The organism is Streptomyces sp. NPDC007991, from assembly GCF_042958445.1.
GTDB lineage: Bacteria > Actinomycetota > Actinomycetes > Streptomycetales > Streptomycetaceae > Streptomyces.
Genome location: NZ_JBIBJD010000007.1, coordinates 522,864 through 545,228, shown reverse-complemented (window position 1 = coordinate 545,228; position 22,365 = coordinate 522,864). Strand labels below are relative to the sequence as shown.

General features: G+C 70.7%; 17 protein-coding genes. 2 read left to right on the top strand and 15 right to left on the bottom strand.

The window, feature by feature from the left end; all coding sequences use genetic code 11:
* Positions 1-28 precede the first annotated feature (28 nt).
* Positions 29-880 (top strand): tetratricopeptide repeat protein, encoded by an 852-nt coding sequence (locus tag ACFZDA_RS23120; RefSeq protein ID WP_391084544.1) that lies wholly within the window; start codon positions 29-31, stop codon positions 878-880.
* A gap of 5 nt (positions 881-885) precedes the next feature.
* Here ACFZDA_RS23120 and ACFZDA_RS23115 read toward each other — a convergent pair whose 3' ends face one another.
* The 8 genes from ACFZDA_RS23115 to ACFZDA_RS23080 form a co-directional block, all read right to left on the bottom strand.
* Entirely contained in the window at positions 886-1,500 is a 615-nt protein-coding gene (locus ACFZDA_RS23115; protein WP_391084540.1) for a response regulator, read from the bottom strand.
* On the bottom strand, positions 1,497-2,663 hold the full coding sequence (locus ACFZDA_RS23110; protein ID WP_391084537.1) for a histidine kinase: 1,167 nt from the start codon (positions 2,661-2,663) through the stop codon (positions 1,497-1,499). Before ACFZDA_RS23110 ends, ACFZDA_RS23115 begins: the two co-directional genes overlap by 4 nt.
* Entirely contained in the window at positions 2,660-3,400 is a 741-nt protein-coding gene (locus tag ACFZDA_RS23105) for an ABC transporter permease (RefSeq protein WP_391084534.1), read from the bottom strand. The genes ACFZDA_RS23110 and ACFZDA_RS23105 overlap by 4 nt, the downstream gene beginning before the upstream one ends.
* Positions 3,397-4,308, bottom strand: a complete 912-nt coding sequence (locus ACFZDA_RS23100) for an ATP-binding cassette domain-containing protein (protein WP_391084532.1) — start codon at positions 4,306-4,308, stop codon at positions 3,397-3,399. Before ACFZDA_RS23100 ends, ACFZDA_RS23105 begins: the two co-directional genes overlap by 4 nt.
* Before the next feature lie 146 nt (positions 4,309-4,454).
* Positions 4,455-7,325, bottom strand: a complete 2,871-nt coding sequence (locus ACFZDA_RS23095; RefSeq protein ID WP_391084530.1) for a hypothetical protein — start codon at positions 7,323-7,325, stop codon at positions 4,455-4,457.
* Between the two features lie 156 nt (positions 7,326-7,481).
* Positions 7,482-7,892 carry a DUF6113 family protein gene (locus ACFZDA_RS23090; protein WP_391084528.1) on the bottom strand — a complete coding sequence of 137 codons (411 nt, stop codon included), beginning with the start codon at positions 7,890-7,892 and terminating at the stop codon, positions 7,482-7,484.
* Entirely contained in the window at positions 7,889-8,749 is an 861-nt protein-coding gene (gene mshB / locus ACFZDA_RS23085) for an N-acetyl-1-D-myo-inositol-2-amino-2-deoxy-alpha-D-glucopyranoside deacetylase (protein ID WP_391084526.1), read from the bottom strand. The genes ACFZDA_RS23090 and mshB overlap by 4 nt, the downstream gene beginning before the upstream one ends.
* A gap of 26 nt (positions 8,750-8,775) precedes the next feature.
* A complete protein-coding gene (locus ACFZDA_RS23080; RefSeq protein ID WP_391084523.1) occupies positions 8,776-8,970 on the bottom strand; it encodes a hypothetical protein in 195 nt (64 codons plus the stop codon).
* A gap of 179 nt (positions 8,971-9,149) precedes the next feature.
* Here ACFZDA_RS23080 and ACFZDA_RS23075 point away from each other — a divergent pair, with 179 nt between their 5' ends.
* Entirely contained in the window at positions 9,150-11,279 is a 2,130-nt protein-coding gene (locus tag ACFZDA_RS23075; RefSeq protein ID WP_391084521.1) for a prolyl oligopeptidase family serine peptidase, read from the top strand.
* 179 nt (positions 11,280-11,458) lie between these two features.
* Here the strand turns inward: ACFZDA_RS23075 and ACFZDA_RS23070 are convergent, their stop codons facing one another.
* The 7 genes from ACFZDA_RS23070 to ACFZDA_RS23040 all read right to left on the bottom strand — a co-directional run bounded on the left by ACFZDA_RS23070 (position 11,459) and on the right by ACFZDA_RS23040 (position 22,192).
* Entirely contained in the window at positions 11,459-12,607 is a 1,149-nt protein-coding gene (locus ACFZDA_RS23070) for an ABC transporter ATP-binding protein (protein WP_010047833.1), read from the bottom strand.
* Complete coding sequence (locus ACFZDA_RS23065) at positions 12,600-13,658, bottom strand: oligopeptide/dipeptide ABC transporter ATP-binding protein (RefSeq protein WP_391084516.1); 1,059 nt, start codon at positions 13,656-13,658, stop codon at positions 12,600-12,602. Before ACFZDA_RS23065 ends, ACFZDA_RS23070 begins: the two co-directional genes overlap by 8 nt.
* 11 nt (positions 13,659-13,669) lie before the next feature.
* Complete coding sequence (locus ACFZDA_RS23060) at positions 13,670-14,638, bottom strand: ABC transporter permease subunit (protein ID WP_391084513.1); 969 nt, start codon at positions 14,636-14,638, stop codon at positions 13,670-13,672.
* Positions 14,631-15,557, bottom strand: a complete 927-nt coding sequence (locus ACFZDA_RS23055) for an ABC transporter permease subunit (protein WP_391084510.1) — start codon at positions 15,555-15,557, stop codon at positions 14,631-14,633. The genes ACFZDA_RS23060 and ACFZDA_RS23055 overlap by 8 nt, the downstream gene beginning before the upstream one ends.
* A gap of 146 nt (positions 15,558-15,703) precedes the next feature.
* Complete coding sequence (locus ACFZDA_RS23050; RefSeq protein WP_391084507.1) at positions 15,704-17,344, bottom strand: ABC transporter substrate-binding protein; 1,641 nt, start codon at positions 17,342-17,344, stop codon at positions 15,704-15,706.
* A gap of 603 nt (positions 17,345-17,947) precedes the next feature.
* A complete protein-coding gene (gene typA, locus ACFZDA_RS23045; RefSeq protein WP_391084504.1) occupies positions 17,948-19,855 on the bottom strand; it encodes a translational GTPase TypA in 1,908 nt (635 codons plus the stop codon).
* A 210-nt stretch (positions 19,856-20,065) separates the two neighbouring features.
* Positions 20,066-22,192 carry an ABC transporter substrate-binding protein gene (locus ACFZDA_RS23040; RefSeq protein ID WP_391084501.1) on the bottom strand — a complete coding sequence of 709 codons (2,127 nt, stop codon included), beginning with the start codon at positions 22,190-22,192 and terminating at the stop codon, positions 20,066-20,068.
* Between the last annotated feature and the right edge of the window lie 173 nt (positions 22,193-22,365).

The following is a 22,365-nucleotide window of genomic DNA, read 5'->3' as shown; positions in this document are numbered from 1 at the left end:
GATCGTCGTGAGAGGGCACGAGCCAGCTATGCGTTCCCCCTACCCCCCGTCCCCGGAGCGTTCCGCCGAGCTGCGGCGGCGGTTCGCCGAAGAGGCCCGGTCCGAGCGGCCCGATCTGTCGACGCTGTGCCTGCTGGTGGGCGCGGCGGCGGACGGAGGGCTGGACGAGGCAGGCATCGACGCCGCGCAGGTCGAGCTGGACCGGCTGGCCGGGCTGCTGCCGTACCGGCCCGGCCGGCCGCAGGCGTGGGCGGTGGCCCTGCGGGAGCTGCTCGGGGACCGTATGGGGTTCCACGGCACCCCGGCCGACTACCAGCGCCTGGAGTCCTCGCTGCTGCACGAGGTGCTGGTGCGGCGTCGCGGGCTGCCGATCCTGCTGTCCGTGGTGTGGATGGAGGTGGCCCGGCGGGCCGGGGCGCCGGTGTACGGGGTGGCCCTGCCGGGGCATTTCGTCGTCGGGTTCGGGCCGGACGAGGGGCAGGTGCTCGCCGATCCGTTCGACGGGGGGCGGGTGCTGACGGGAGCGGACGCGGAGTTGCTGGTCGCGGGGGCGACGGGGACGCACCTGGATCCGTCGATGCTGCGGCCGGCCGATCCGCTGGATGTGGTGCTGCGGATCCTGAACAACGTGCGGGCGTGGGCGGCGGCCCGGCCGGAGCGGTCCGATGTGGCGTTGTGGGCGGTGGAGTTGTCGCTGCTGTTGCCCTCGCATCCGGCTCGGTTGCGGTACGAGCGGGCGCAGTTGCTGGTGGGGCGGGGGGATTTTCTGGGTGGGGCCGTGGAGTTGGAGGCCTATGCGGAGGTCGTGCGGGCGGTGGATGAGGGGGCCGCGGAGCGAGTGCGGGGGGAGGCTCAGGCGGCCAGGGCGATGCTCAACTGACGCCCTCAGAGCCAGCCCTTTTCACGAGCTGCCCGGACCGCCTCCGCTCGGTTTCTCACTGCCAGTTTCTGGATGGCCGTGGAGAGGTAGTTGCGGACCGTGCCCTGGGAGAGGTGCAGGGACGCTGCCAGTTCGGCGTTGGTGGAGCCGTCCGCCGCTGCTCGGAGGACTTCTCGCTCCCGGTCCGTCAGCGGGTTGGCGCCTTCTGCCAGGGCCGCTGCCGCGAGCGTGGGGTCGATGACGCGTTCGCCGGTGAGGACCTTGCGGATCGCCTCGGCCAGTTGGGCTGCGGGGGCGTCCTTGACCAGGAAGGCGTCGGCGCCGGACTCCATCGCGCTGCGGAGGTAGCCGGGGCGGCCGAAGGTGGTGAGGATCACCAGCTTGACGTCCGGGAGGTCGGCGTGGAGGCGGGCCGCGGCCTCGATGCCCGTGGCGCCGGGCATCTCTATGTCCAGGAGGGCCACGTCGACGGCGTGTTCGCGGGCCGCGTCCAGGACTTCGTCGCCGCGGGCCACCTGGGCGACGACCTCGATGTCCTCCTCCAGGCCGAGCAGGGCGGCCAGGGCCTCGCGGACCATCGACTGGTCCTCGGCGAGCAGGACCTTGATCGTGCGGCTCATGCCGGGGATCCTACGTCCGCCGGTCCGGCCGAGGGCACGCGGGCGACCAGGCGGAACCCGTGCTTGAGCGGACCGGCCTCCAGGGTGCCGCCCGCCTTGGCGAGGCGCTCGGTGAGGCCGGTGAGGCCGTTGCCGTGGCCGTCCCCCGCGCCACCGGAACCGTCGTCCTCGACGGCGAGTTCGAGCACCGGGCCGTCTAGGGTCTGGCGATGCAGCAGCTCGACCGCGCAGCGGCGGGCGCCGCTGTGCCGTACGACATTGGTGACGGCCTCGCGCAGCGCCCAGGCGAGAGCGGACTCGCTGTCCTCGGGGACACCGTTGAGATCCGGTTCGTCGGGCAGGTCGGCGGTGACGCCGACCGCCGTCAGGGCGACCCGGGCACCGGCGAGTTCGGCGCTGAGCCGGGGGCGGCGGTAGCCGGTGACGGCCTCGCGTACGTCGACCAGGGCCTGGCGGCTGACCTGCTCGATGTCGGCGACCTGCTGGGCGGCCTTGCCGGGGTGGTCGGGCAGCATGCGGCCGGCCAGCTCGCTCTTGAGCGTGATCAGGGAGAGGGAGTGGCCGAGCAGGTCGTGCAGGTCCCTGGCGAGGCGCAGGCGCTCCTCGTTGGCGGCGAGCTGGGCGACGGTGGCGCGGGCCTCGCGCAGCGCGATGGTGGTGCGGACGAGTTCGCGTACGCCGGTCATCGCGAAACCGCCGAGCAGGGCCGGGATGAGCAGGCTCGCCAGGTAGGACCGGCCGCCCGGCACCGCGAGCGCGACGGCGGTCAGCAGCGCGCACGCGGCCGGGATGGTCCAGCGGGCCATGCGCAGGGGCAGGGCCGCGCCGGACGCGATCGAGACGTACACGAACAGCACCAGCCACTCGCGGCCCAGGGTGAGGGCGAGGAGCGCGGACTGGGCGGCGAGGACCCCGAGCGAGCCGAGGACCAGGTCGTTGCGCTCGCCCCGGCCGGTGCGGAAGACCAGCACCATGTACCAGGCGACGAAGGCGGCCAGGCCGATCCAGCCGAGGACGCGGACCCCCGTGCTGTGGCCGCCGTGCAGCAGGTCGGTGACGGGTGCGCTCAGGTAGACCAGCCAGATACCGGTCCACAGCGATTTCACCACCCGCTGCCTGCGGTTCACCGGGCGCTGCCCCATACCGAACCCGTTGCCGCTCACGCCTTCAGGGTGTCCTTCCGGTACAGCCAGGCCGCGCCGCCCGCGAACAGGGCGAACGACACGACGAGGACGACGAGGTCCTGGACGTGCGGGGCCCGGCTCTGCTCGATGGCCTGCCCCAGGGCAGCGTACGCGTGCGTCGGGAGCCACTCGGCGATGTCCTGGAGCCAGCCCGGGAAGGTCGTCGTCGGCATCCACAGGCCGCCGAGCATCGACAGGCCGAAGTAGGTGATCATGGTGATCGGGCGGACCGCGTCGCCGCTGGCGAGGTAGCCGAGGGCGACGCCGAGCGCGGCGAAGACCAGGCTGCCGGCCCAGATCGCGCCGGTGAGGGCGAGCCACTGCCAGGCGTCCAGGTGTACGTCCTTCACGATCGCCGCGACGGCGAAGACGATGACGATGGACGGCAGGCTGACGACGGCGGCGCTCGCGGTCTTGGCGAGGACGTAGCCGCGGCCCGGCAGCGTCGTCAGGCGCAGCTGCCGTACCCAGCCGCCTTCGCGCTCCTTGGCGATGCGTTCGCTGTTGCCCATGAGGACGGCGGTGAGGGCTCCGAAGGAGGCCATCGAGACCATCATGTAGGTCGGGAGGGTCAGGGCGCTGCCGGGGACCTTCGTGGTGCTGTCGGCGTTGCCCGCGATGATCAGGAACAGGACCGCGGGGTAGATGACGGAGAAGAACAGGAACTTGCGGTTGCGCAGGGCTCGGGTGAGTTCCAGCTTGATCAGGCTGTTCACTTCGACTTCGCCTCCTCGGCGGTCGTGATGGCGACGAAGGCCTGCTCCAGGCCGAGCCCGGCGACTTCGAGGTTGCGGGGGTAGACGCCGAGGCCGTACAGCGCGTGGACGGTGGCGTCGGCGTCGGTGGACTGGATGCGGACGGTCCGGCCGGAGACCGTCAGGGAGGTCAGGAAGGGCAGATCGCGCAGGGCGGCCTCGTCGAGGGTGTCCGCGAGGTCGAAGGAGATGCGGCGGGCGCCCGCCTTGGCCTTGATCTCGGCGGCCGTGCCGTCGGCGAGGAGCCGGCCGCGGTGCAGGACGAGGACCCGGTCGGCGACGGCGTCGGCCTCTTCGAGGTAGTGGGTGGCGAAGAGCACGGTCCGGCCCTGGTCGGCCTGCTCGCGCATGGTGGCCCAGAAGGCCTGGCGGGTGGTGACGTCCATGCCGGTGGTGGGCTCGTCCAGGACGATCAGGTCGCTGTCGCCGGCGGTGGCGAGGGCGAAGCGGACGCGCTGGGCCTGGCCGCCGGAGAGCTTGTTGACCTTGCGGTCGGCGATCTGCTCGATGCCGGCGCGGGACAGGACCTCGGAGGGCCGGTACGGCTTGGGGTGCAGATCGCAGGCGAGCCGCACGAGTTCGGTGACCGTGACCTCGTCCATCAGCCCGCCGCTCTGCAGCATGGCGCCCACGCGCCCGGCGACGATGGCGTCCCGGGGGCTGGTGCCGAAGAGGCGGACCGTGCCGCTGTCGGGCTTCTTGAGGCCGAGGAGCAGGTCGAGGGTGGTGGACTTGCCGGCGCCGTTGGGGCCCAGCAGCGCCACGGTCTGACCCGGGCGCAGGGCCAGGGTCAGTCCGTCCACGGCCCGGACTGCGTCGTACGTCTTGCTCACCTGGTCGAATCCGACCACCGGCGCTGTCGATGTCATACGGACATCGTGGCTTCGGGGGGGTGGGCGGGGGCAGTGCCGGGCGTCCGGAGTGCCGCGTGACAGATGTCATGCCTCTCGGGTGACAGCGACGAAAGCCCCTGTCCGGTGTGGGCAGGGGCTTCGTGCGGCCGGGCGGCCGGAGGTCAGTTCGGGGTGGTGTCGATGACCGCGGTGCGTTCCGCCGGCGTCTTGCCGCGCAGGGCCTTGCGCAGCGCGGTGACGACGTCCTGCGGCGTGACATCGCGCTTGCCGCTCGCGCCCTCGATCTTCACGCCCTCGAACGTGGTGCCGTACGCCTCCTGGAGGGCCTTGAGGTTGTACGTGTCCACGAGCTTGCCGTCGACGGCCTTGAAGCTGAGGATCTTCGGCAGCGACAGCGCGCCGAACGGAATGCTGTGCGCCGCGTCGGTCTGCACGATGGCCTTGGCCGACATCGCGGGCTGCGCGAAGTCCTTCAGCACCCGGTCGACCTCGGCGTTCGAGACCGTCGGCTGCCGGGTGGTGGTCGGGAGGTTCACCGTGCCGGGGGTGCCGGTCTCCACCTGGGTGCGGTACGCCTCCTCCACCGCGGCGGTCGCCTTGGCCACGTCGATGCCCTTGCCCGTCTTGCCGTACACGGGCACGGCCTTGCCGCCCTCGAACTTGATCGTGCCGTCGGTCGACGCGCCGGAGCCGCCGGCGGCGTTCTCCAGGGAGGCGTGCAGTTTCTCCTCGTCGACGGGCATGACGGGTGTGACGACGCGGTGGTTGCCGAAGAGCGAGCCGATCACGGAGACCGGGTTGTAGTCGCTCTTCGCCGCCGCGTCGGCCGTGGCGTCCATGTCGAACTGGAGTCCCGCCTTGTCCGGGTCGAGGGACACGGTCTTGCCCTCCACCGACAGCTTCAGCGGCTTGCCCACACGGCCGTCGAAGGCGTCGTTGAGCTTCTTGACCGCGCCGTCGCGGGTGGTGCCGCCGATGTCCACGCCGAGCACGCTGGTGCCCTTGGGCACGTCGGTGCGGTTCATCAGCAGTCCGGCGCCGTACACGCCACCGGCCACGACCACCAGGCCGGCGGCGAGCAGCACGAGCTTGTTGCGCCCCTTCTTCTTCGGCGCCTTCGAGGAGCTCGCCGGGGGCGGGGAGACCGGCTCGGGCAGCTTCGGGGCCGTGTGGGGCACCGGGCCGTCACCGGGGGCGCCCGGACCGAACGGCGAGGCCGCGCCGGGCGGTACGACGGGGATGCCGCTGGTGACGGTGTGTCCCGAGACGTTGTCGTGGCGGGCCGCGTAGCCGTGGCCGTCCGGAGGCTCGGGGGCCGGCTTCTGCGGGGTGAGGATGGCGGTGTCGTCGCTCATCCCGCCGCCGGGGCCGTGGCCGGTGGGAGCGGCGGGGCCGGGGGCTCCGCCCGGGCCGCCGGGGCCGCCGGGGCTTCCGGGGGCACCAAGGCCTCCGGGCGCGCCGGGGCCGCCGGGCTTGGCCGTACCAGCCGGTCCTCCGGGTCCGCCCGTGCCGGCGGGGCCGCCTATGGCTCCGGGGCCGGTGGGCGCACCAGGCCCGGCAGGTGCGCCGGGGCCGCCCGGACGGCCGGGGTCGTTGAAGGCGCCGGGGCCTCCGGGACCGCCGGGCGTCCCGGGGCGGCCGGGCTCGTCGAAGGCACCGAGGCCACCGGGCCTGCCGGGATCCTCGAAGCTGCCAGGGCCACCCGAACGACCGGGCTCGTTGAAGCCGCCAGGACCACCCGAACGACCGGGCTCGTCGAAGCCACCAGGACCACCGAGGCCGCCCGGCTCATTGAAGCCGCCAGGACCACCCGAGCGACCGGGCTCGTTGAAAGCGCCAGGACCACCGGGGCCGCCGGGACCGTCGAAGCCGCCAGGACCACCCGAACGACCGGGCTCGTCGAAGCCACCAGGACCACCGAGGCCGCCCGGCTCATTGAAGCCGCCAGGACCACCCGAACGGCCAGGCTCGTTGAAAGCGCCGGGACCACCGGGCCTGCCGGGATCCTCGAAGCTGCCAGGGCCGCCCGAGCGACCGGGCTCGTTGAAGCCGCCAGGTCCGCCGGACGGTGGGGCCAGCGGGCCGTCGCCGGTGACCGGGCCGCCGGTCGGGCCGGCCGGGCCCTGCGGGCCGGGGCCGCCGGGGCCGCCCGCGTCGCCGTAGCCGGGGGGAGCGCCCTGGCCGCCGTAGCCGCCCTGGCCGATCTGACCGCTCTGGCCGTTCTGGCCGCCCTGGCCGAGGCGGTCGTTCTCCGAGAAGTACGGCAGGTCGTCGCGGCGCGTCTCGCCGCCGTCACTGCCCGGGGCCGGACGTGAACCGTTGCCGAGCGGGCCCGCCGCCAGTGCCTCGGTGACGTCGAAGGAGCCCGTGCCGCCGCCGTGCCCGGGCGCGACGGGGCCGCCGGTCGCCCCGCCGGGAAGCCCCGCGCCGTTCGTGCCGCCGGGCCGCGAGCCGCCCGGCCTGCTCATGGAACCGACCACACCTCCGGGCCTGCCGGCGCCAGAACCACTCGCGCCGGAACCACCCGCCGCCGGGCCCGAACCGCCCGGCACACCGGCACCGTTGGTGGAGCCACCGCCCTGCCCGGGCTTGCCCGAGCCGGACTTACGGGGCGCGAACCAGTCACTGGTCGGCTTGTCCTCGCCGGACTGGCCCGACGGACCCGGCTGGCCGGACCGGCCGGCCTCGGCAGAGGGCTCGACCGTGCCGGTGCTTCTGGGCGTGGCGGCGCCCGGGGCCGTCGCTTCATCGCCCGCGCCGGAACCGGCCCTGGTGTCGCCGGAGCCCTCCGCGTCCGCGACGGGCTTGCGCACCACCACCGGCGGAATGGGCCGTGACCCGGGGATGTTGATCCGGATCCGGGTCGTCAGCGTGGTCTCGGTCTTGCGTTCCTCCGGCCGCGTGGCCGAACGGTCCGCGTCCGTACCGCCGTCGGAGACCGCCGGGGTCCCGTACGGCGGCGTACCCGACGGGTAGGCGGCTCCGCCGCGCCCGTTGGGCCCGGAGGACGGAGTGTCAGTTTCACGACTCAAGGCAGGTTCTCCCGGTTGGCTCCGCCGCCCGACACAACCTCACGCGGGCAGCTCGGCGGCGCGCACCACCATACTGGCCACTTCTCACCCGTATCCCAGGACCGCTGGGGAAACTCACACCGGACCCCCACGGGTGCGTCCTGGCGAAGTGGTACGTCACTTCCCAAGTCGGACGGGGTCGCCGTCCGGTTGCCGCCCCGGGCCGAGGGTGGCGCAGATCACAGCCACAGCGATGCCCCCGAGCAGGAAGAGATAGGAGCCTCCGTCCGCCGCGAAGAGGAAGTCGCCCTCCGGGCGGCTGGCGGTGAGCAGGACGACGGAGAGCAGCCAGCCGGCGGCCGCCGCGACGCCCCCGGCCCGGCCGCGGGTGATCCGCGCGGCACCGAGGACGAGCCCGGCCTCACCGGCGAGGGCGAGCAGCAGCCCGCCCGGGAACCACGCGGGCTGCACCAGCGCCCCGGCCGCGCCGATCACGGCCCCGAGCAGGAAGAACCCCACGCAGGCGGCGGCCCGTCCGGCGGAGGGCGGCCGTATCGGCTGGGCGAGCATCGGAGTCCGGTCGTTCATGAGGCCTCCTCGACACCGGCGAACAGGTCCGTCTCCCGTTCGCCGGGGCCCCGCTCGCCGCGCACCAGCTCGTAGTACTCGGTCGTGAGGATCGGCTGGGCGAGTTCGTTGGACAGCGCGAAGTACGGCCCGGACACGCTGATCTGGGTGGCGTGGGCGCGCATCGCGGCGGCCTTGGCGGCGGCGTGCGCGGTGCCGTCGACGACGGTGGTGATCCGCTCCTCGGCCACGACGCCCGGGACGTCGTCGATGTCGGCCGCCTTGGTGAAGGGCGCGCCGGGCAGGTCGTCGCGGAGCCGGGCGAAGGATTCCTCCACAACCGGCCGGGGGACCCGGTTCCAGTAGACCTTGAGGATCGGCCGGCCCGACTCGGCGGTCAGCTCTGCGGCGCGCATGGCGACGCGGTGGGCCTGGATGTGGTCGGGGTGGCCGTAGCCGCCGTTGTCGTCGTAGGTGACGAGGACCTGGGGGCGCACCTCGTGGATCACCTCGACGAGGCGGGCGGCGGCCTCGTCGACGTCGGCCTGCCAGAAGCAGCCGGGGTCGTCGTTGTCGGGCAGGCCCATCATGCCGGAGTCGCTGTAGCGTCCGGCGCCGCCGAGCAGACGGAAGTCCCGGACGCCGAGCTCGGCCATGGCGGCGGTGAGCTCCTGGCGGCGGTGCTGGCCGAGGGCGGGACCGCTCAGGTGCGCGAGCTCGGGCGGGATGACCTCGCCGCGTTCGCCGAGGGTGCAGGTGACCAGGGTGACGTGGGCACCCTCGGCCGCGTACCTGGCCATGGTCGCGCCGTTGTTGATCGACTCGTCGTCCGGGTGCGCGTGCACCAGCAGCAGACGCCGGTCGGGCAGTTCCGTCATGGACCCCAGCCTACGAGGTCCCGGGGTCAGAACTTGATGCTGCCGATCATGCCCGCGATGTTGGTCGTCAGCTCGTTGATCGTGGGAGCGACGGTCGAGGAGGCGAGGTAGAAGCCGAGCAGCACGCACACCACCGCATGCCCGGCCTTCAGACCTGACTTCTTGATCAGCAGGAAGACGATGATCGCCAGCAGCACCACCGCCGAAATCGAGAGTGCCACGGCGGCTCACCTCCAAAGATCCACGAGGGCGCGGGGGGGGTCGGACTATGGGGGCATCAAATCCGTACAGCAGCCAGCAGGTTCATACCCACTATGCGACATTGATCATAACTATCCGTCCGTGCGCATCGATCGGCGCACGGCCGCACAAGGGGGCGCATGGCCAATATGGTCAGGGCATGACGACCGAGCCTGACTCCTTCCCCCGACGGCACGCCCGTACCCAGCGCTTCACGCTCGGCGCGCCGCGTTCGTTCACTGTGGCGCCCGACGGTTCACGAGTCGTGTTCCTGCGCTCCGGTTCCGGTACGGACCGGGCGAACTCGCTGTGGGTCCTCGACACGGAGGAGGGCGGGGAGCGCGTGGCCGCCGACCCGCGCGCCCTGCTGGGCGGCTCCTCGGAGGACCTCTCGCCCGAGGAGCGCGCACGGCGTGAGCGCAGCCGGGAGGGTGGCGCCGGCATCGTCGGGTACGCCACCGACACGGCCGTCGAGTTGGCGTCTTTCGCCTTGTCAGGGCGGCTTTTCGCGGCCGAGCTGCGGGCCGGGACGGCGCGTGAACTGCCCGTGCCCGGGCCGGTGATCGACCCGCGTCCGTCGCCCGACGGGCGGTATGTCGCCTACGTCGCGCAGGGTGCGCTGCGCGTCGTGGGCGCGGAGGGGGACGGCGACCGGGCGCTCGCCGAGCCGGAATCGGAAAATGTCTCATATGGACTGGCCGAGTTCGTCGCGGCCGAGGAGATGGGGCGCTCGCGCGGTTTCTGGTGGGCGCCGGAGTCGGACCGGCTGCTCGTGGCGCGCGCGGACGACACGCCCGTGGACCGGTGGTGGATCGCCGACCCGGCGCATCCGGAACGCGAACCGCAGCGGGTGGCGTATCCGGCGGCGGGCACCGGCAACGCGGACGTACGGCTGTTCGTCATCGGTCTGGACGGGGCGCGCACGGAGGTCGCCTGGGACCGGGCGCGGTATCCGTATCTGGCACGTGTGCACTGGTCAGCGGCGGGCGCGCCGTTGCTGCTCGTCCAGGCGCGGGACCAGCGCAGCCAGCTGATTCTCGCGGTGGACCCGGAGTCGGGCGCGACCCGGATGGTGCACGCCGACGAAGATCGAATTTGGCTTGATCTTTACCCCGGGGTGCCGTGCTGGAGTCCGGCCGGGCGGCTGGTGCGGATCGCGGACGAGGGCGGTGCGCGGCTGCTGGCGGTCGGGGACCGGCCGCTCACGGGGGCACAGCTGCATGTGCGGGCCGTGCTGGACGTCTCCGACGACGACGTGCTGGTCTCCGCCTCGGCGGGCGAGGAGGCCGCCGAGGCGGAGACGGGCCAGGTGCATGTGTACCGGGTGAACGAGCTGGGTGTGGAGCGGGTGTCGCGGGAGCCGGGCGTGCACTCGGCGGTGCGGGCCGGGGACGTGACGGTGCTGGTCTCGGCGACGCTGGATCGGCCAGGTGTGCGGGTGCAGGTCCTGCGCGACGGGAAACCGACGGTTGCTGTCCCCTCGTACGCCGAAGATCCTGGTATGTCCCCCCGCGTGACGCTCACCGAGGGGGGCGCACGCCGCATTCCGTGCGCCGTGCTTATGCCTCGGGACTACGCCGGTGACACCCCCCTGCCGGTGCTCATGGACCCCTACGGCGGGCCGCACGGGCAGCGGGTCCTCGCGGCCCACAACCCGCACCTCACCTCGCAGTGGTTCGCGGACCAGGGGTTCGCGGTGGTCGTCGCGGACGGCCGGGGCACCCCGGGCCGCTCGCCCGCCTGGGAGAAGGGGGTCCGCCACGACTTCACGCTGTCCCTGGACGACCAGGTGGAGGCGCTGGAGGACCTCGCGAAGAGGTATCCGCTGGACCTGTCCCGGGTGGCGATCCGCGGCTGGTCCTTCGGCGGCTGGCTGGCGGGCCTCGCGGTGCTGCGCCGGCCGGACGTCTTCCACGCGGGGATCGCGGGCGCGCCGGTGACGGACTGGCGCCTGTACGACACGCACTACACGGAGCGCTACCTGGGCGACCCGGCCGAACAGCCGGACGTGTACGCGCACAGCTCCCTCGTCACGGCGGACGGCCTGTCCGCCCCCGCCGAACCGCACCGCCCGCTGATGATCGTGCACGGCCTCGCCGACGACAACGTGGTCGTCGCCCACGCCCTGCGCCTGTCCTCGGCCCTCCTGGCCGCCGGCCGCCCGCACGAGGTGCTGCCGCTGTCCGGGGTCACCCACATCACCCCCCAGGAACAGGTCGCGGAGAACCTGCTCCTCCTCCAGGTCGACTTCCTGAAGCGGTCCCTGGGCATCACCGGCGCCCGAGCATGACAACGGGCCGGGGCGACATGGCGCGCCCCGGCCCGTTTACGGCACCCGCACGGCCGTACGCTGTCCAGCCTGACGCGTCCGTATATCGGAACCGGGTCGGCGAAGTTGCCTGCGTGTTAACGCGGTTCGCGGGGGTTTGTGCGGCTGTGCGTGCCGCCTCGGCGGCACGCACAGGGCCGTCAGGCCGCGTGGACCACGTCCTTCTCCTCGGCGAAGTGGCAGGCCGACTCGTGGGCCGCCGGGGTGTCCTCGCCCTTGAAGCGCTCGGGGACCGCGAGGAGCGGGACCTCCTGGGCGCACTTGTCCTGGGCCTTCCAGCAGCGGGTGCGGAAGCGGCAGCCCGAGGGCGGGTTGGCCGGGGACGGGACGTCTCCCGTGAGGATGATGCGTTCGCGGCCCTCGCGGGACTCCGGGTCGGGGACCGGCACCGCGGAGAGCAGGGCCTGCGTGTAGGGGTGGGTGGGGTGGTCGTAGATCTCCGTGTCCGTGCCGATCTCGGCCATCTTGCCCAGGTACATCACACCCACCCGGTCCGAGATGTGCCGGACGATCGACAGGTCGTGCGCGATGAAGAGGTAGGACAGGTTGAACTCGTCCTGGAGCTTCTCCATCAGGTTGATGACCTGCGCCTGGACGGACACGTCCAGCGCGGAGACCGGCTCGTCGCAGATGATGATCTCGGGGTTGAGCGCCAGGCCGCGGGCGATGCCGATGCGCTGGCGCTGACCGCCCGAGAACTGGTGCGGATAGCGGTGGATGTACTCGGGGTTGAGGCCGACCACGTCCAGCAGGTCCTGGACCTTGCGGCGGCGGTCGCCCTTCGGCGCCACCTCGGGGTGGATCTCGAAGGTCTCCCCGATGATGTCGCCCACCGTCATGCGGGGGTTGAGCGAGGTGTACGGGTCCTGGAACACCATCTGGATGTTCCGGCGGACCGCCTTCAGCGCGCGCCCGGACAGCTTGGTGATGTCCTGGCCCTTGTAGAAGATCTCGCCCGCGGTCGCCGTCTCCAGCATCATCAGCAGCTTGGCGACCGTGGACTTGCCACAGCCGGACTCGCCCACGATACCGAGCGTCTCACCCTGGTAGAGGTCGAAGGAGACCCCGTCCACGGCCTTGACCGCGCCGATCTGACGCTTCAGCAGGATGCCCTGGGTCAGCGGGAAGTGCTTCACCAGGTTGCGGACCTGAAGGATCGGCTCACCGCGCTCGACCGGTGCCTCGATCGCGGCCACGGCCTCCTCGTCGGTGGCCGCGTCGACCGTCTCGACCTCCGTGACGTTGGGGGTGGCGTCCATGGACTCGTCCGTCTTCTCCAGGTCAGCCATGGATCGTCTCCTTCCAGAAGTGGCACGCGCTGCCGCGGCCGACCAGCTCGCCGCCGTCCCGCTCGGTGACCGGGTGCAGGGACGGGACGTCCGTACGGCAGATGTCCTGCGCCTTGGGGCAGCGCGGGTTGAAGGCGCAGCCGGACGGGATACGGGTCAGGTTGGGCGGCAGGCCCTTGATCGCGTACAGGTCCTGGCCCTTCTGGTCCAGGCGCGGGATCGAGTCGAGCAGACCCTTGGTGTAGGGGTGCGCGGGCCGCTTGTACAGCTCGTGCACCGGGGCCGTCTCCACGATCCGGCCCGCGTACATCACCGCGATCTTGTCCGCGACGTCGGCGACGACGCCGAGGTCGTGGGTGATCAGGATCAGGCCCATGTTGTACTCGCGCTGCAGATCCGCCAGCAGGTCCATGACCTGGGCCTGGACCGTCACGTCGAGGGCCGTCGTCGGCTCGTCGGCGATGATCAGGTCCGGTTCCAGGGCGAGCGCCATCGCGATCATGATGCGCTGGCGCATACCGCCGGAGAACTGGTGCGGATAGTCGCCGACGCGCTCCCGCGCGGCCGGGATCTTCACGCGGTCCATCAGCTCGATCGCCTTGGCCTTGGCGTCCTTCTTGCTCAGGCCCTGGTGGACGCGGAACATCTCGCCGAGCTGGTAGCCGACGGACAGCACCGGGTTCAGCGCGGAGAGCGCGTCCTGGAAGATCATCGCGATCTTGCTGCCGCGGATCTTGCGCCGGGCCTCGCCGGACATGGTGAGCATGTCCTCGCCCCGGTACAGGATCTGGCCCTTGGGGATCCGCCCGGGCGGCATGTCGAGGATGCCCATGATCGCCTGGGCGGTCACGGACTTGCCGGAGCCGGACTCACCGAGCACGGCGAGGGTCTCGCCGGAGTTCACGGTGTAGTTGACGCCGTTGACGGCATGGGCCACGCCGTCGCGGGTGTGGAACTCGACGTGCAGATCGCGCACTTCGAGCAGGGGGACGTCGCCGTCGGCCGCGCCTCGCGGCTCGGGCACGTTACGGGTCTCTTCGATGGTGGTCACGTACGCCCTCCTCAGCGCAGCTTCGGGTCAAGGGCGTCGCGCACCGCGTCGCCGAGCATGATGAACGCGAAGACCGTGAGGCTGAGCATGCCGGCCGGGAACAGCAGCGTGTGCGGGTTGTCCCGGATCACCTTGCTGCCCTCGGAGATGTCGATGCCCCACGAGATCGTCGGGTCGCTGAGGCCGAGGCCGAGGAACGACAGCGTCGCCTCCGCGGAGATGTAACCGCCGAGGGCGATCGTGGCCACGACGATGGTCGGCGCGATGGCGTTCGGCATCACGTGGCGGAACAGGATCCGCGGGGTGCCCGCGCCCAGTGCCCGGGCCGCCGTCACGTAGTCCGCCTGCTTGGCCGTGATGACCGAGCTGCGGGTGACGCGGGCGATCGAGGTCCAGCCCAGCGAGGCCAGGGCCAGGATGACCACGTACACCTTGCGCTCGGTGAAGGCGTTCAGCACGACCATCGTGCCGAGCAGGAACGGCAGGCCGAAGAAGATGTCGACGATCCGGGAGATCACCGAGTCGATCCAGCCGCCGAAGTAGCCCGCCAGCATGCCGAGCAGACCGCCGAGGAGCGTGACCGCGGCGGTCACGCCGACGCCCACGAGGATGGAGGCGCGGGTGCCGTGGATGACGCGGGAGTAGATGGAGCGGCCCTGCTGGTCGTAGCCGAACCAGTCGGGCTGGAAGAAGTGCCCCAGCTGCGGCTTGCCCAGGTAGTGGTGGACGAGGTCGCCGTCGCGCGGGTCGACGCTGGTGAACCAGCCGGGGAACGCGGCGATCACCAGCAGCAGGACCAGCAGCACCGAGGAGATCCAGAACATGGGCCGGTGCCGCAGGTCGTACCAGGCGTCACCCCACAGGGAGCGCGGCTTGTCGCTCTTCTTCGCGCTGTCCCCGGCGGGGGCGTCCACGGCCGGCGGGGCCACGGCGTCCACGGTGGCGGCGTCGGTCGTCTGGGCCTTGGTCACGTCAGGCATACCGGATCCTCGGGTCCAGGACCGCGTACAGCAGGTCGATGAGCAGGTTGATCAGGAGGATGACGAGGACGAGCACCGTCACCACACCCGTGACCGTCGAGCCCTCGCTCGTCTGGATCGCCCTGTAGAGGAGGTTGCCGACACCCTGGATGTTGAAGATGCCCTCGGTGATGACCGCGCCGCCGATGAATCCGCCGACGTCGGTGCCGATGAAAGTGACCACCGGGATCAGCGAGTTGCGCAGCAGGTGGACACCGATGATGCGGCGCGAGGGCAGGCCCTTGGCGCGCGCGGTGCGCATGTAGTCGGCCCGCAGGTTCTCCGCGAAGGTCGTCCGGGTCAGCCGTGCCACGTACGCCATGGAGAGCATGGCGAGGACGAAGGCGGGCAGGAACAACTGCGAATAGTCCGTGGAGTCCTGGACGTTGGGTGGCAGCCAGCCGAGTTCGTCGGCGAAGATGAACCGGGCGATGAAGCCGAGCACGAAGACCGGGATGGAGATCACGGTCAGCGTGAAGACCAGGACACCGGTGTCCGCGGCCTTACCGGCCTTCAGACCGGCCCACGCGCCGAGGCCGACACCGATGATGATCTCGATGATGATGGCCAGCAGCGTCAGCCGCAGTGTCACCGGAAAGGCGTCGGCCATGAGCTCGGTGACCGGACGGCCGGCGAGGTTCTTGCCGAAGTCTCCCTGGAGGAGATTCCACATGTAGTGGACGTACTGTTCGAGGACGGGCTTGTCGAAGCCGTACTCGCGCTTGATCTGCGCGATCTGTGCGGGATCGGGAGCCTTGTCCCCGTAGATGGCCCGGACCGGGTCGCCCGGCAGGATGTGGACCATCAAGAAGATCAACAGAGTTGTCCCGATGAAGATCGGGATCATCTGGAGCAGTCGCCTGGCGGCGTAGCGCCCCATCTTGCGCCTCCATGCCGTGAGGGGTCGGCGAGGCCTGCGCACTCATCTCTACCGCAGGTCGGGGGGTGAGGTGGAGGCCTGTGCCTACGGACCGGCGCCGCCGCTCCCCTGTCCGGGAGGGGCGGCACCGGCCTGCGGTCGTCTACTTACTTCTGCTTGACCTGGACCTGGTCGAAGATCGGGTCACCGTCCTGACCGTAAGGGATCTTGCCCAGGATCTTGGTCGACTGGCCGCTGTTGACCTTGTAGAACCAGAGCGGGATCGCCGGCATGTCCTTGGCGAGGAGCTGCTCCGCCTCCTGGTACTTGGCCACGGTCTCGTCGATCGAGCCGGCCTTGTCCGCCTCGGAGCTCAGCTTGTCGAACTCCTTGTTGGAGTAACCGCTGGTGTTACCGGCCGACGTGGTGCCGTACAGGTCGCGCATGAAGTTCGAGTTGACCGGGTAGTCGAGCACCCAGCCACCGCGGTACATGGACTTGACCTCATGCTTGTCACGGGTGTCCAGGTCGGCCTGGAAGGTCGGCTTCGGGTCGCCGGTGCACTCCACGCCGGTGGACTTGCGGATCGAGTTGCAGACCGCGTCGACCCACGGCTTGTGGTCCTGGTCGGCGTTGTACTGGATCTGGATCTTGTTGCCCGGGACGCCGCCACCCTCCTGGACGAGCTTCTTGGCCTGGGCCGGGTCGAACTTGACGATGTCGCCGAGCGCGCCCTTCTTGTAGCCGAGGACGCCCGGGGCGACGTAGGAGTCGGCCGGCGTACGCGTGCCCTGGAGGACGGTCTTGGTGATCGTCTGGCGGTCGATCGCCATGGACAGACCCTGGATGACCTTGGGGTCGATGTCCTTGAACTGCTTGGTGTAGAACGCCGGGACGATCGACTGGACGGCCGAGTACGGCTGGTCGATGGCACGGTCGCCGAGGTCCGACTTGTAGTTCGCCAGCGCGGTGGTCGGGACCTGCTCGATCCAGTCCACGTTGTCGGAGCGCAGGTCCGAGTAGGCGGCGTCGGCGGTCGTGTAGTTCTTGAAGTCGATGCCGCCGTTCTTGGCCGCGTTCGGACCCTTGTAGTCCGCGAACTTGCGGACCTTGATGAGCTTGTTGTGCTCCCAGGAGACGAACTTGTACGGGCCGTTGCCGACCGGCTTCTGGCCGAAGCCCTTCGGGTCCTTGAAGAAGGCCTCGGGCAGCGGCGCCCACACGTCGTAGCCCAGCTTGTACGCGAAGTACGAGACCGGCTGCGTCAGCTTGATGGTGAAGGTGTTGTCGTCGACGACCTTCAGGCCCGACATCTTGTCGCTCTTCGGGGCGCCCTTCTCCGGGTGCACGTCCTCGAAGCCGACGATGTCGGAGAACCAGCTGGAGTTGGTCTGGTTGTTCTTGATGTTGGCCGACCAGTTCCAGGAATCCACGTAGGACTTGGCGGTGACCGGGGTGCCGTCGTGGAACTTCCAGCCCGGCTTGAGCTTCACGGTCCACTCGGACGAGTCGTCGTTCGGCGTGACCGACTCGGCGTTGACGTACTCGAGCTTGCCGGTGCCGGGCTCGTAGTCGACCAGACCGGCGAAGATCGTGCGCAGGACACGGCTGCCCTGGCTCTCCTTGGCGTTGGCCGGCTGGAGCGGGTTCTGGGGTTCGCTCAGCTGCGCAGTGACGATGCCGTTCGGGTCGGCCTTCCCCTTGTTCATGTCGTCGCCGGCACTGTCGTCGCCGCCGCCGCAGGCGGTGGCGGCCAGGGCGACGACTATCGCCCCCGCGACCCACTTGGCGCTCTTGGCACCGCGCATGGGTTCCTCCTATGAAGTCATTGGTTCACCGCAAAGGGAGCACAGACGGACCACCGCCACCGCCCGTCGCCGGTGCCGGAAATCGTCAGGTGCCCCCGCGCTCGTGAGTCGGCGCCGCCTCCAGCGAGTGACCCGTTCATCCGAGCTCTACGCGCCTAACTATCTGCCATGCGCCAGGAGCGAACCACACTCTCGAGGTCTCGGTTCGATCACAGCTCGCGCCTACATCTTCCAAAATCCGGACAAAGGGTTTGGTGAAAGATCCCTGCGAAACGGACTTGTTACACATCTATCGGTGGCGGCTGTCCGCATTCCGGACGCGAGAATGAGATAAACCGCTTGCGACTACCGTTACCGCCGTGCAGGCTGCCGAACCATGGCTGTCGCTCGCTCAAGAGGCCATCGCGGCAAGGCCGTTGTACGGACCCGTGCGCGGGCAGAGCGCGGCACTTCCGCAGCAGGGTAGTGCGAACAGGGCGCTCTGGACGGCCGTCCCGGGCAAATCGAGGGTTTTCCCTACCCCGTTCCTTCGGTTCCCCCTGCTTCACGACGACACCGGGCACCCCGCGAGGCGGGGTGCCCGGTGTCGTCGAACGGCAGGCGTCAGCCGTGCTTGGCGCGGCTCGCGGCGCGGGCGCGCTCGCGGGCGTCCAGGTTCACCTTGCGGATGCGCACGGCCTCCGGGGTGACCTCGACGCACTCGTCATCGCGGCAGAACTCCAGGGACTGCTCCAGCGACAGCTTGCGCGGCGGGACGATCGACTCGGTCACATCGGCCGTGGACGACCGCATGTTGGTGAGCTTCTTCTCCTTGGTGATGTTGACGTCCATGTCGTCGGCGCGGGAGTTCTCGCCGACGATCATGCCCTCGTACACCTCGGTGCCCGGCTCCACGAACAGCACGCCGCGCTCCTGGAGGTTGGTCATCGCGAAGGCGGTGACGGCACCGGCGCGGTCGGCGACCAGGGAGCCGTTGCTACGGGTCTGGAGCGTGCCGAACCAGGGCTCGAAGCCCTCGTGGATGGAGTGGCCGATACCCGTGCCACGCGTCTGGGTCAGGAACTCGGTCCGGAAACCGATGAGACCGCGCGAGGGCACGACGAACTCCATGCGGACCCAGCCGGAGCCGTGGTTGGACATGTTGTCCATGCGGCCCTTGCGGACGCCCATGAGCTGCGTGACCGCGCCCATGTGCTCCTCGGGCACGTCGATCGTCATGCGCTCGACCGGCTCGTAGACCTTGCCGTCGACCTCCTTGGTGACGACCTGCGGCTTGCCGATGGTCAGCTCGAAGCCCTCCCGGCGCATCGTCTCGACCAGGATGGCCAGCGCCAGCTCACCACGGCCCTGCACCTCCCAGGCGTCCGGCCGCTCGGTGTCCAGCACCCGGAGGCTGACGTTACCGATCAGCTCGCGGTCGAGGCGGTCCTTGACCTGACGGGCCGTGACCTTGCGGTCCTTGACGGCCGCCTTGTTGTCGGCGCCCTTGCCGGTGGCGCCACGGCCGACCAGCGGGGAGGTGTTGGTGCCGATGACCATGGAGATCGCGGGCTCGTCGACCGTGATCAGCGGCAGCGCGACCGGGTTCTCCGGGTCGGCCAGGGTCTCACCGATCATGATGTCCGGGATACCGGCCACGGCACAGATGTCACCGGGACCGGCCACCTCGGCCGGCTTGCGGGTGAGCGCCTCGGTCATCATCAGCTCGGAGATGCGGACGCTGCTGACGGACCCGTCGCGCTTCATCCACGCGACCGTCTGGCCCTTGCGCAGCTCGCCCTGCTCGACGCGGAGCAGCGCGATTCGGCCGAGGAAGTTGTCGGCGTCCAGGTTCGTGACGTGGGCCTGGAGCGGGGCGGACTCGTCGTAGCTCGGGGCCGGGATGTGCTCCAGGATGGTGGAGAAGAACGGCTCCAGGCTGGTGGAGTCGGCCGGGACCGTGCCGTTGTCCGGCTTGGTCAGCGAGGCGATGCCGTCGCGGCCGCAGGCGTAGACGATCGGGAACTCGATCTGCTCCTCGTCGGCGTCCAGGTCGAGGAAGAGGTCGTAGGTCTCGTTGACGACCTCGTCGATCCGGGCGTCCGGGCGGTCCGTCTTGTTGATGCAGAGGATGACGGGCAGCCGGGCCTGGAGCGCCTTGCGCAGCACGAAGCGGGTCTGCGGGAGCGGGCCCTCGGAGGCGTCCACGAGCAGGACGACACCGTCGACCATCGACAGACCGCGCTCGACCTCGCCGCCGAAGTCGGCGTGGCCGGGGGTGTCGATGATGTTGATGGTGATGACGTCCCCCCCGTCCTTCGGGTGGTACTTCACCGCCGTGTTCTTGGCCAGGATCGTGATGCCCTTCTCACGCTCCAGGTCGTTCGAGTCCATCATGCGGTCGTCGACGGAGTCGAGCTGGTGCGCGGCGAAGGCGCCGGCCTGCTTCAGCATGCCGTCGACGATGGTGGTCTTGCCGTGGTCGACGTGGGCGACGATGGCGACGTTGCGGATGTCGTGGCGCGTGGCCATATTGAGGCGTACTCCCGGAGTGGTGAGGAATGCCCTGCGCGTACGTCGGTGGTGCGCGGGCCCTGCCGGGCTCAACATGCCACGGCCTCACCCCATGGTACGGGTCCGCTGCCCCTGGGGTGAGCCGGGATACGTCGGTGCAGGTCAGCTCTGTTTCACTGGGCTCGACGCCGGTTCCCGGGCCGTCCTGGGCGGCCTCCGGCAGCCGGGCTACCGGGCGGCTGATCCCTTCGCCGACGGGCCCGAGGCCGCCTTCGCGCCCTTCTTCAGGAAGCCCATGTCCTCGTAGGCGGGCGTGCCCAGACCGAACGCGCCGGTGTTCACGAGGTTCTTGCGGGCCGCGATGAGCTGGGGGCGCTGGAAGAGGGGGATGGAGCCGGCCGCCGCCCAGATGCGGGAGTCGGCCTTGCGGATCAGGGAGCGGGACTTGCCCTCGTCGAGGGTGGACACGGCCTCGTCGAAGAGCTGGTCGACCTGGTCGGTGCCGACGCGGGTGTAGTTCTGCTCGATGTTCAGGGAGCCGTCGGCGGCCGGGACCGGCTTGGCGTAGACGGGGCGGGCGTCGGTGGCGGGGAAGGCGGTGGCCGGCCAGGAGTAGAGGGCGAGGTCGTACTGGCCGGACGCGATGTGGTCCTTGAAGTAGGACTCGTCGGAGACCTTGGAGATGTCCGTGCCGATGCCGACGCGCTCCAGCATGCGGGAGATGCGGTCGGCGACCGTGCGCAGCGTCTGGGAGCCGGGCCCGGAGGGGAGCACGAAGCGGAGCGTGAGGGGCTTGCCGTTCTTGGCGAGCGGGGCGGTCTCGCGGTTCGCCGGGGCGGCGGTGCCCTCGGGGGCGTACGCGCCGGGGGCGCTGCCCCGGGCCGGGTGCTGGTAGTGCCTGCCGTCGTGGGCGAGGTGATCGGCGGTGTCCTGCCCGCCGTGTGCCTTGTTGTCCTCGCCGGAGGTCTTGTCGCCCTCGGCGCCGGCCGCCTTCTCCGCGTCCTTTGCCTTGTCCTTCTTCTTCTGTTCCTTGAGGGGGCCGCCGCGCACCCACCCGGCGTCCGCGAGCAGGGCCTGGGCCTCCTCGGTGTCCTGATCCCCGACGGCGCCGCTGTTGTCGGCGTAGTGGGCCTGGCCGGACAGGGCCAGGTGGCTGCCGACCGGGACGGCGGGCAGGCCCAGGGGCTTGAGGACGGCCTTGGCCAGTTCCTTGCGGTCCAGGGCGCGGGCGACGGCTCTGCGGACGCGCTCGTCGGCGAGCGGGCCCTCGGCGCCGTTCAGGGCGAGCTGGGTGAAGGCCGGCTCCAGGGACTTGCGCACCTCGAAGCCGCGCAGGGCCTGCTGCTGCCGGGTGTACTTGACGGCCGACGTGCGCGGCTTCCCGCGGGCGGCGCTCTTCTCGTCGGATGTCTCCTGCGCGTCCGCGGCGGAACGCTCGGCGCTGGGACCCATCACGGGGCTGCCGGAGCTGCGGGGCTGGGCGGCGACGGTGATGCGGCGGGCCGCTGTGGGGTCGATCTCGGCCAGGTCGAGGGTGCCGGCGGCCAGCTCGGCGGTCCGCTTGTCGCGCGGCACGGTGCGCAGCACGATCTCGGAGAGCTTGGCGGGCCGGCCCCACCAGCGCGGGTTGCGGGCGAGGGTGATCTCGTCGTCCTCGTGGTCGACCTTCTTCACCGTGAAGGGACCGGCGGTGACCTTGAGCTTCTTGCGGGCCCCGTCGTTGAAGGAGTCCGGGGTGCCCATGACGTCCTTGGGGTACAGCGGCGAGAACAGCGACCGCCAGTCGGCGTAGGGGCGGCTGAAGGTGACCCGGACCTCCAGGGCGTTGTCGCCGCGCTCGATCTTCTGGATGCGGTCGTAGCCGGCGTTGCGGGCGGTCCAGTAGGCGGTGTTCCTGCCGGACAGGGCCCGCCACTGGGCGGCGAAGTCGGCGGCGCCGATCTCCCGGCCGTCACTCCAGACGGCCTGCTGGTTCAGCTTGTACAGGACGACCTGCTTGGGCTCGGTCTCGACGACCTTGGCGGACTCCAGGTAGGCGGGGTTGCGCTCGAGACGGCCGTCGGCGTTCATCCGGAACATCGACGGCAGGACGGCCTGGGCGACGCGGGCGGTGGTGGCGTCGGCGTCCGACTGGAAGGTGTTCAGGGTGTCGGGCACGGAGTCGACGGCCCAGCGCAGGGTGCCGCCGTCGGCGATCCGGTCGCGGCCGGCGGGCTGGATGTCCGGGGCGGCGAGCGGCTCGCCCGCCGGATCCTCGGAGCCGCATCCGGTGAGCGCGGGCACCGCGAGTACACCCGCGGTGAGGAAGGCGACCGAGCGCGTGATCGCGCGCGGGCCGACGCCGTGCTGGGACATCTGTGCTACCTCCGGGAAGCCGCGGGCGTTATGATCACTTTTGGCGGTATTTGGAGTTCATCTGATGTATGCCGCCACTGAAGAGGAAAGGGTTCGGCAACACAGGGCGACACGACGGTCACGGACGGGAAGCCACCCGTGCGGCCCAACGCACCGCACGATGCACCCGCACG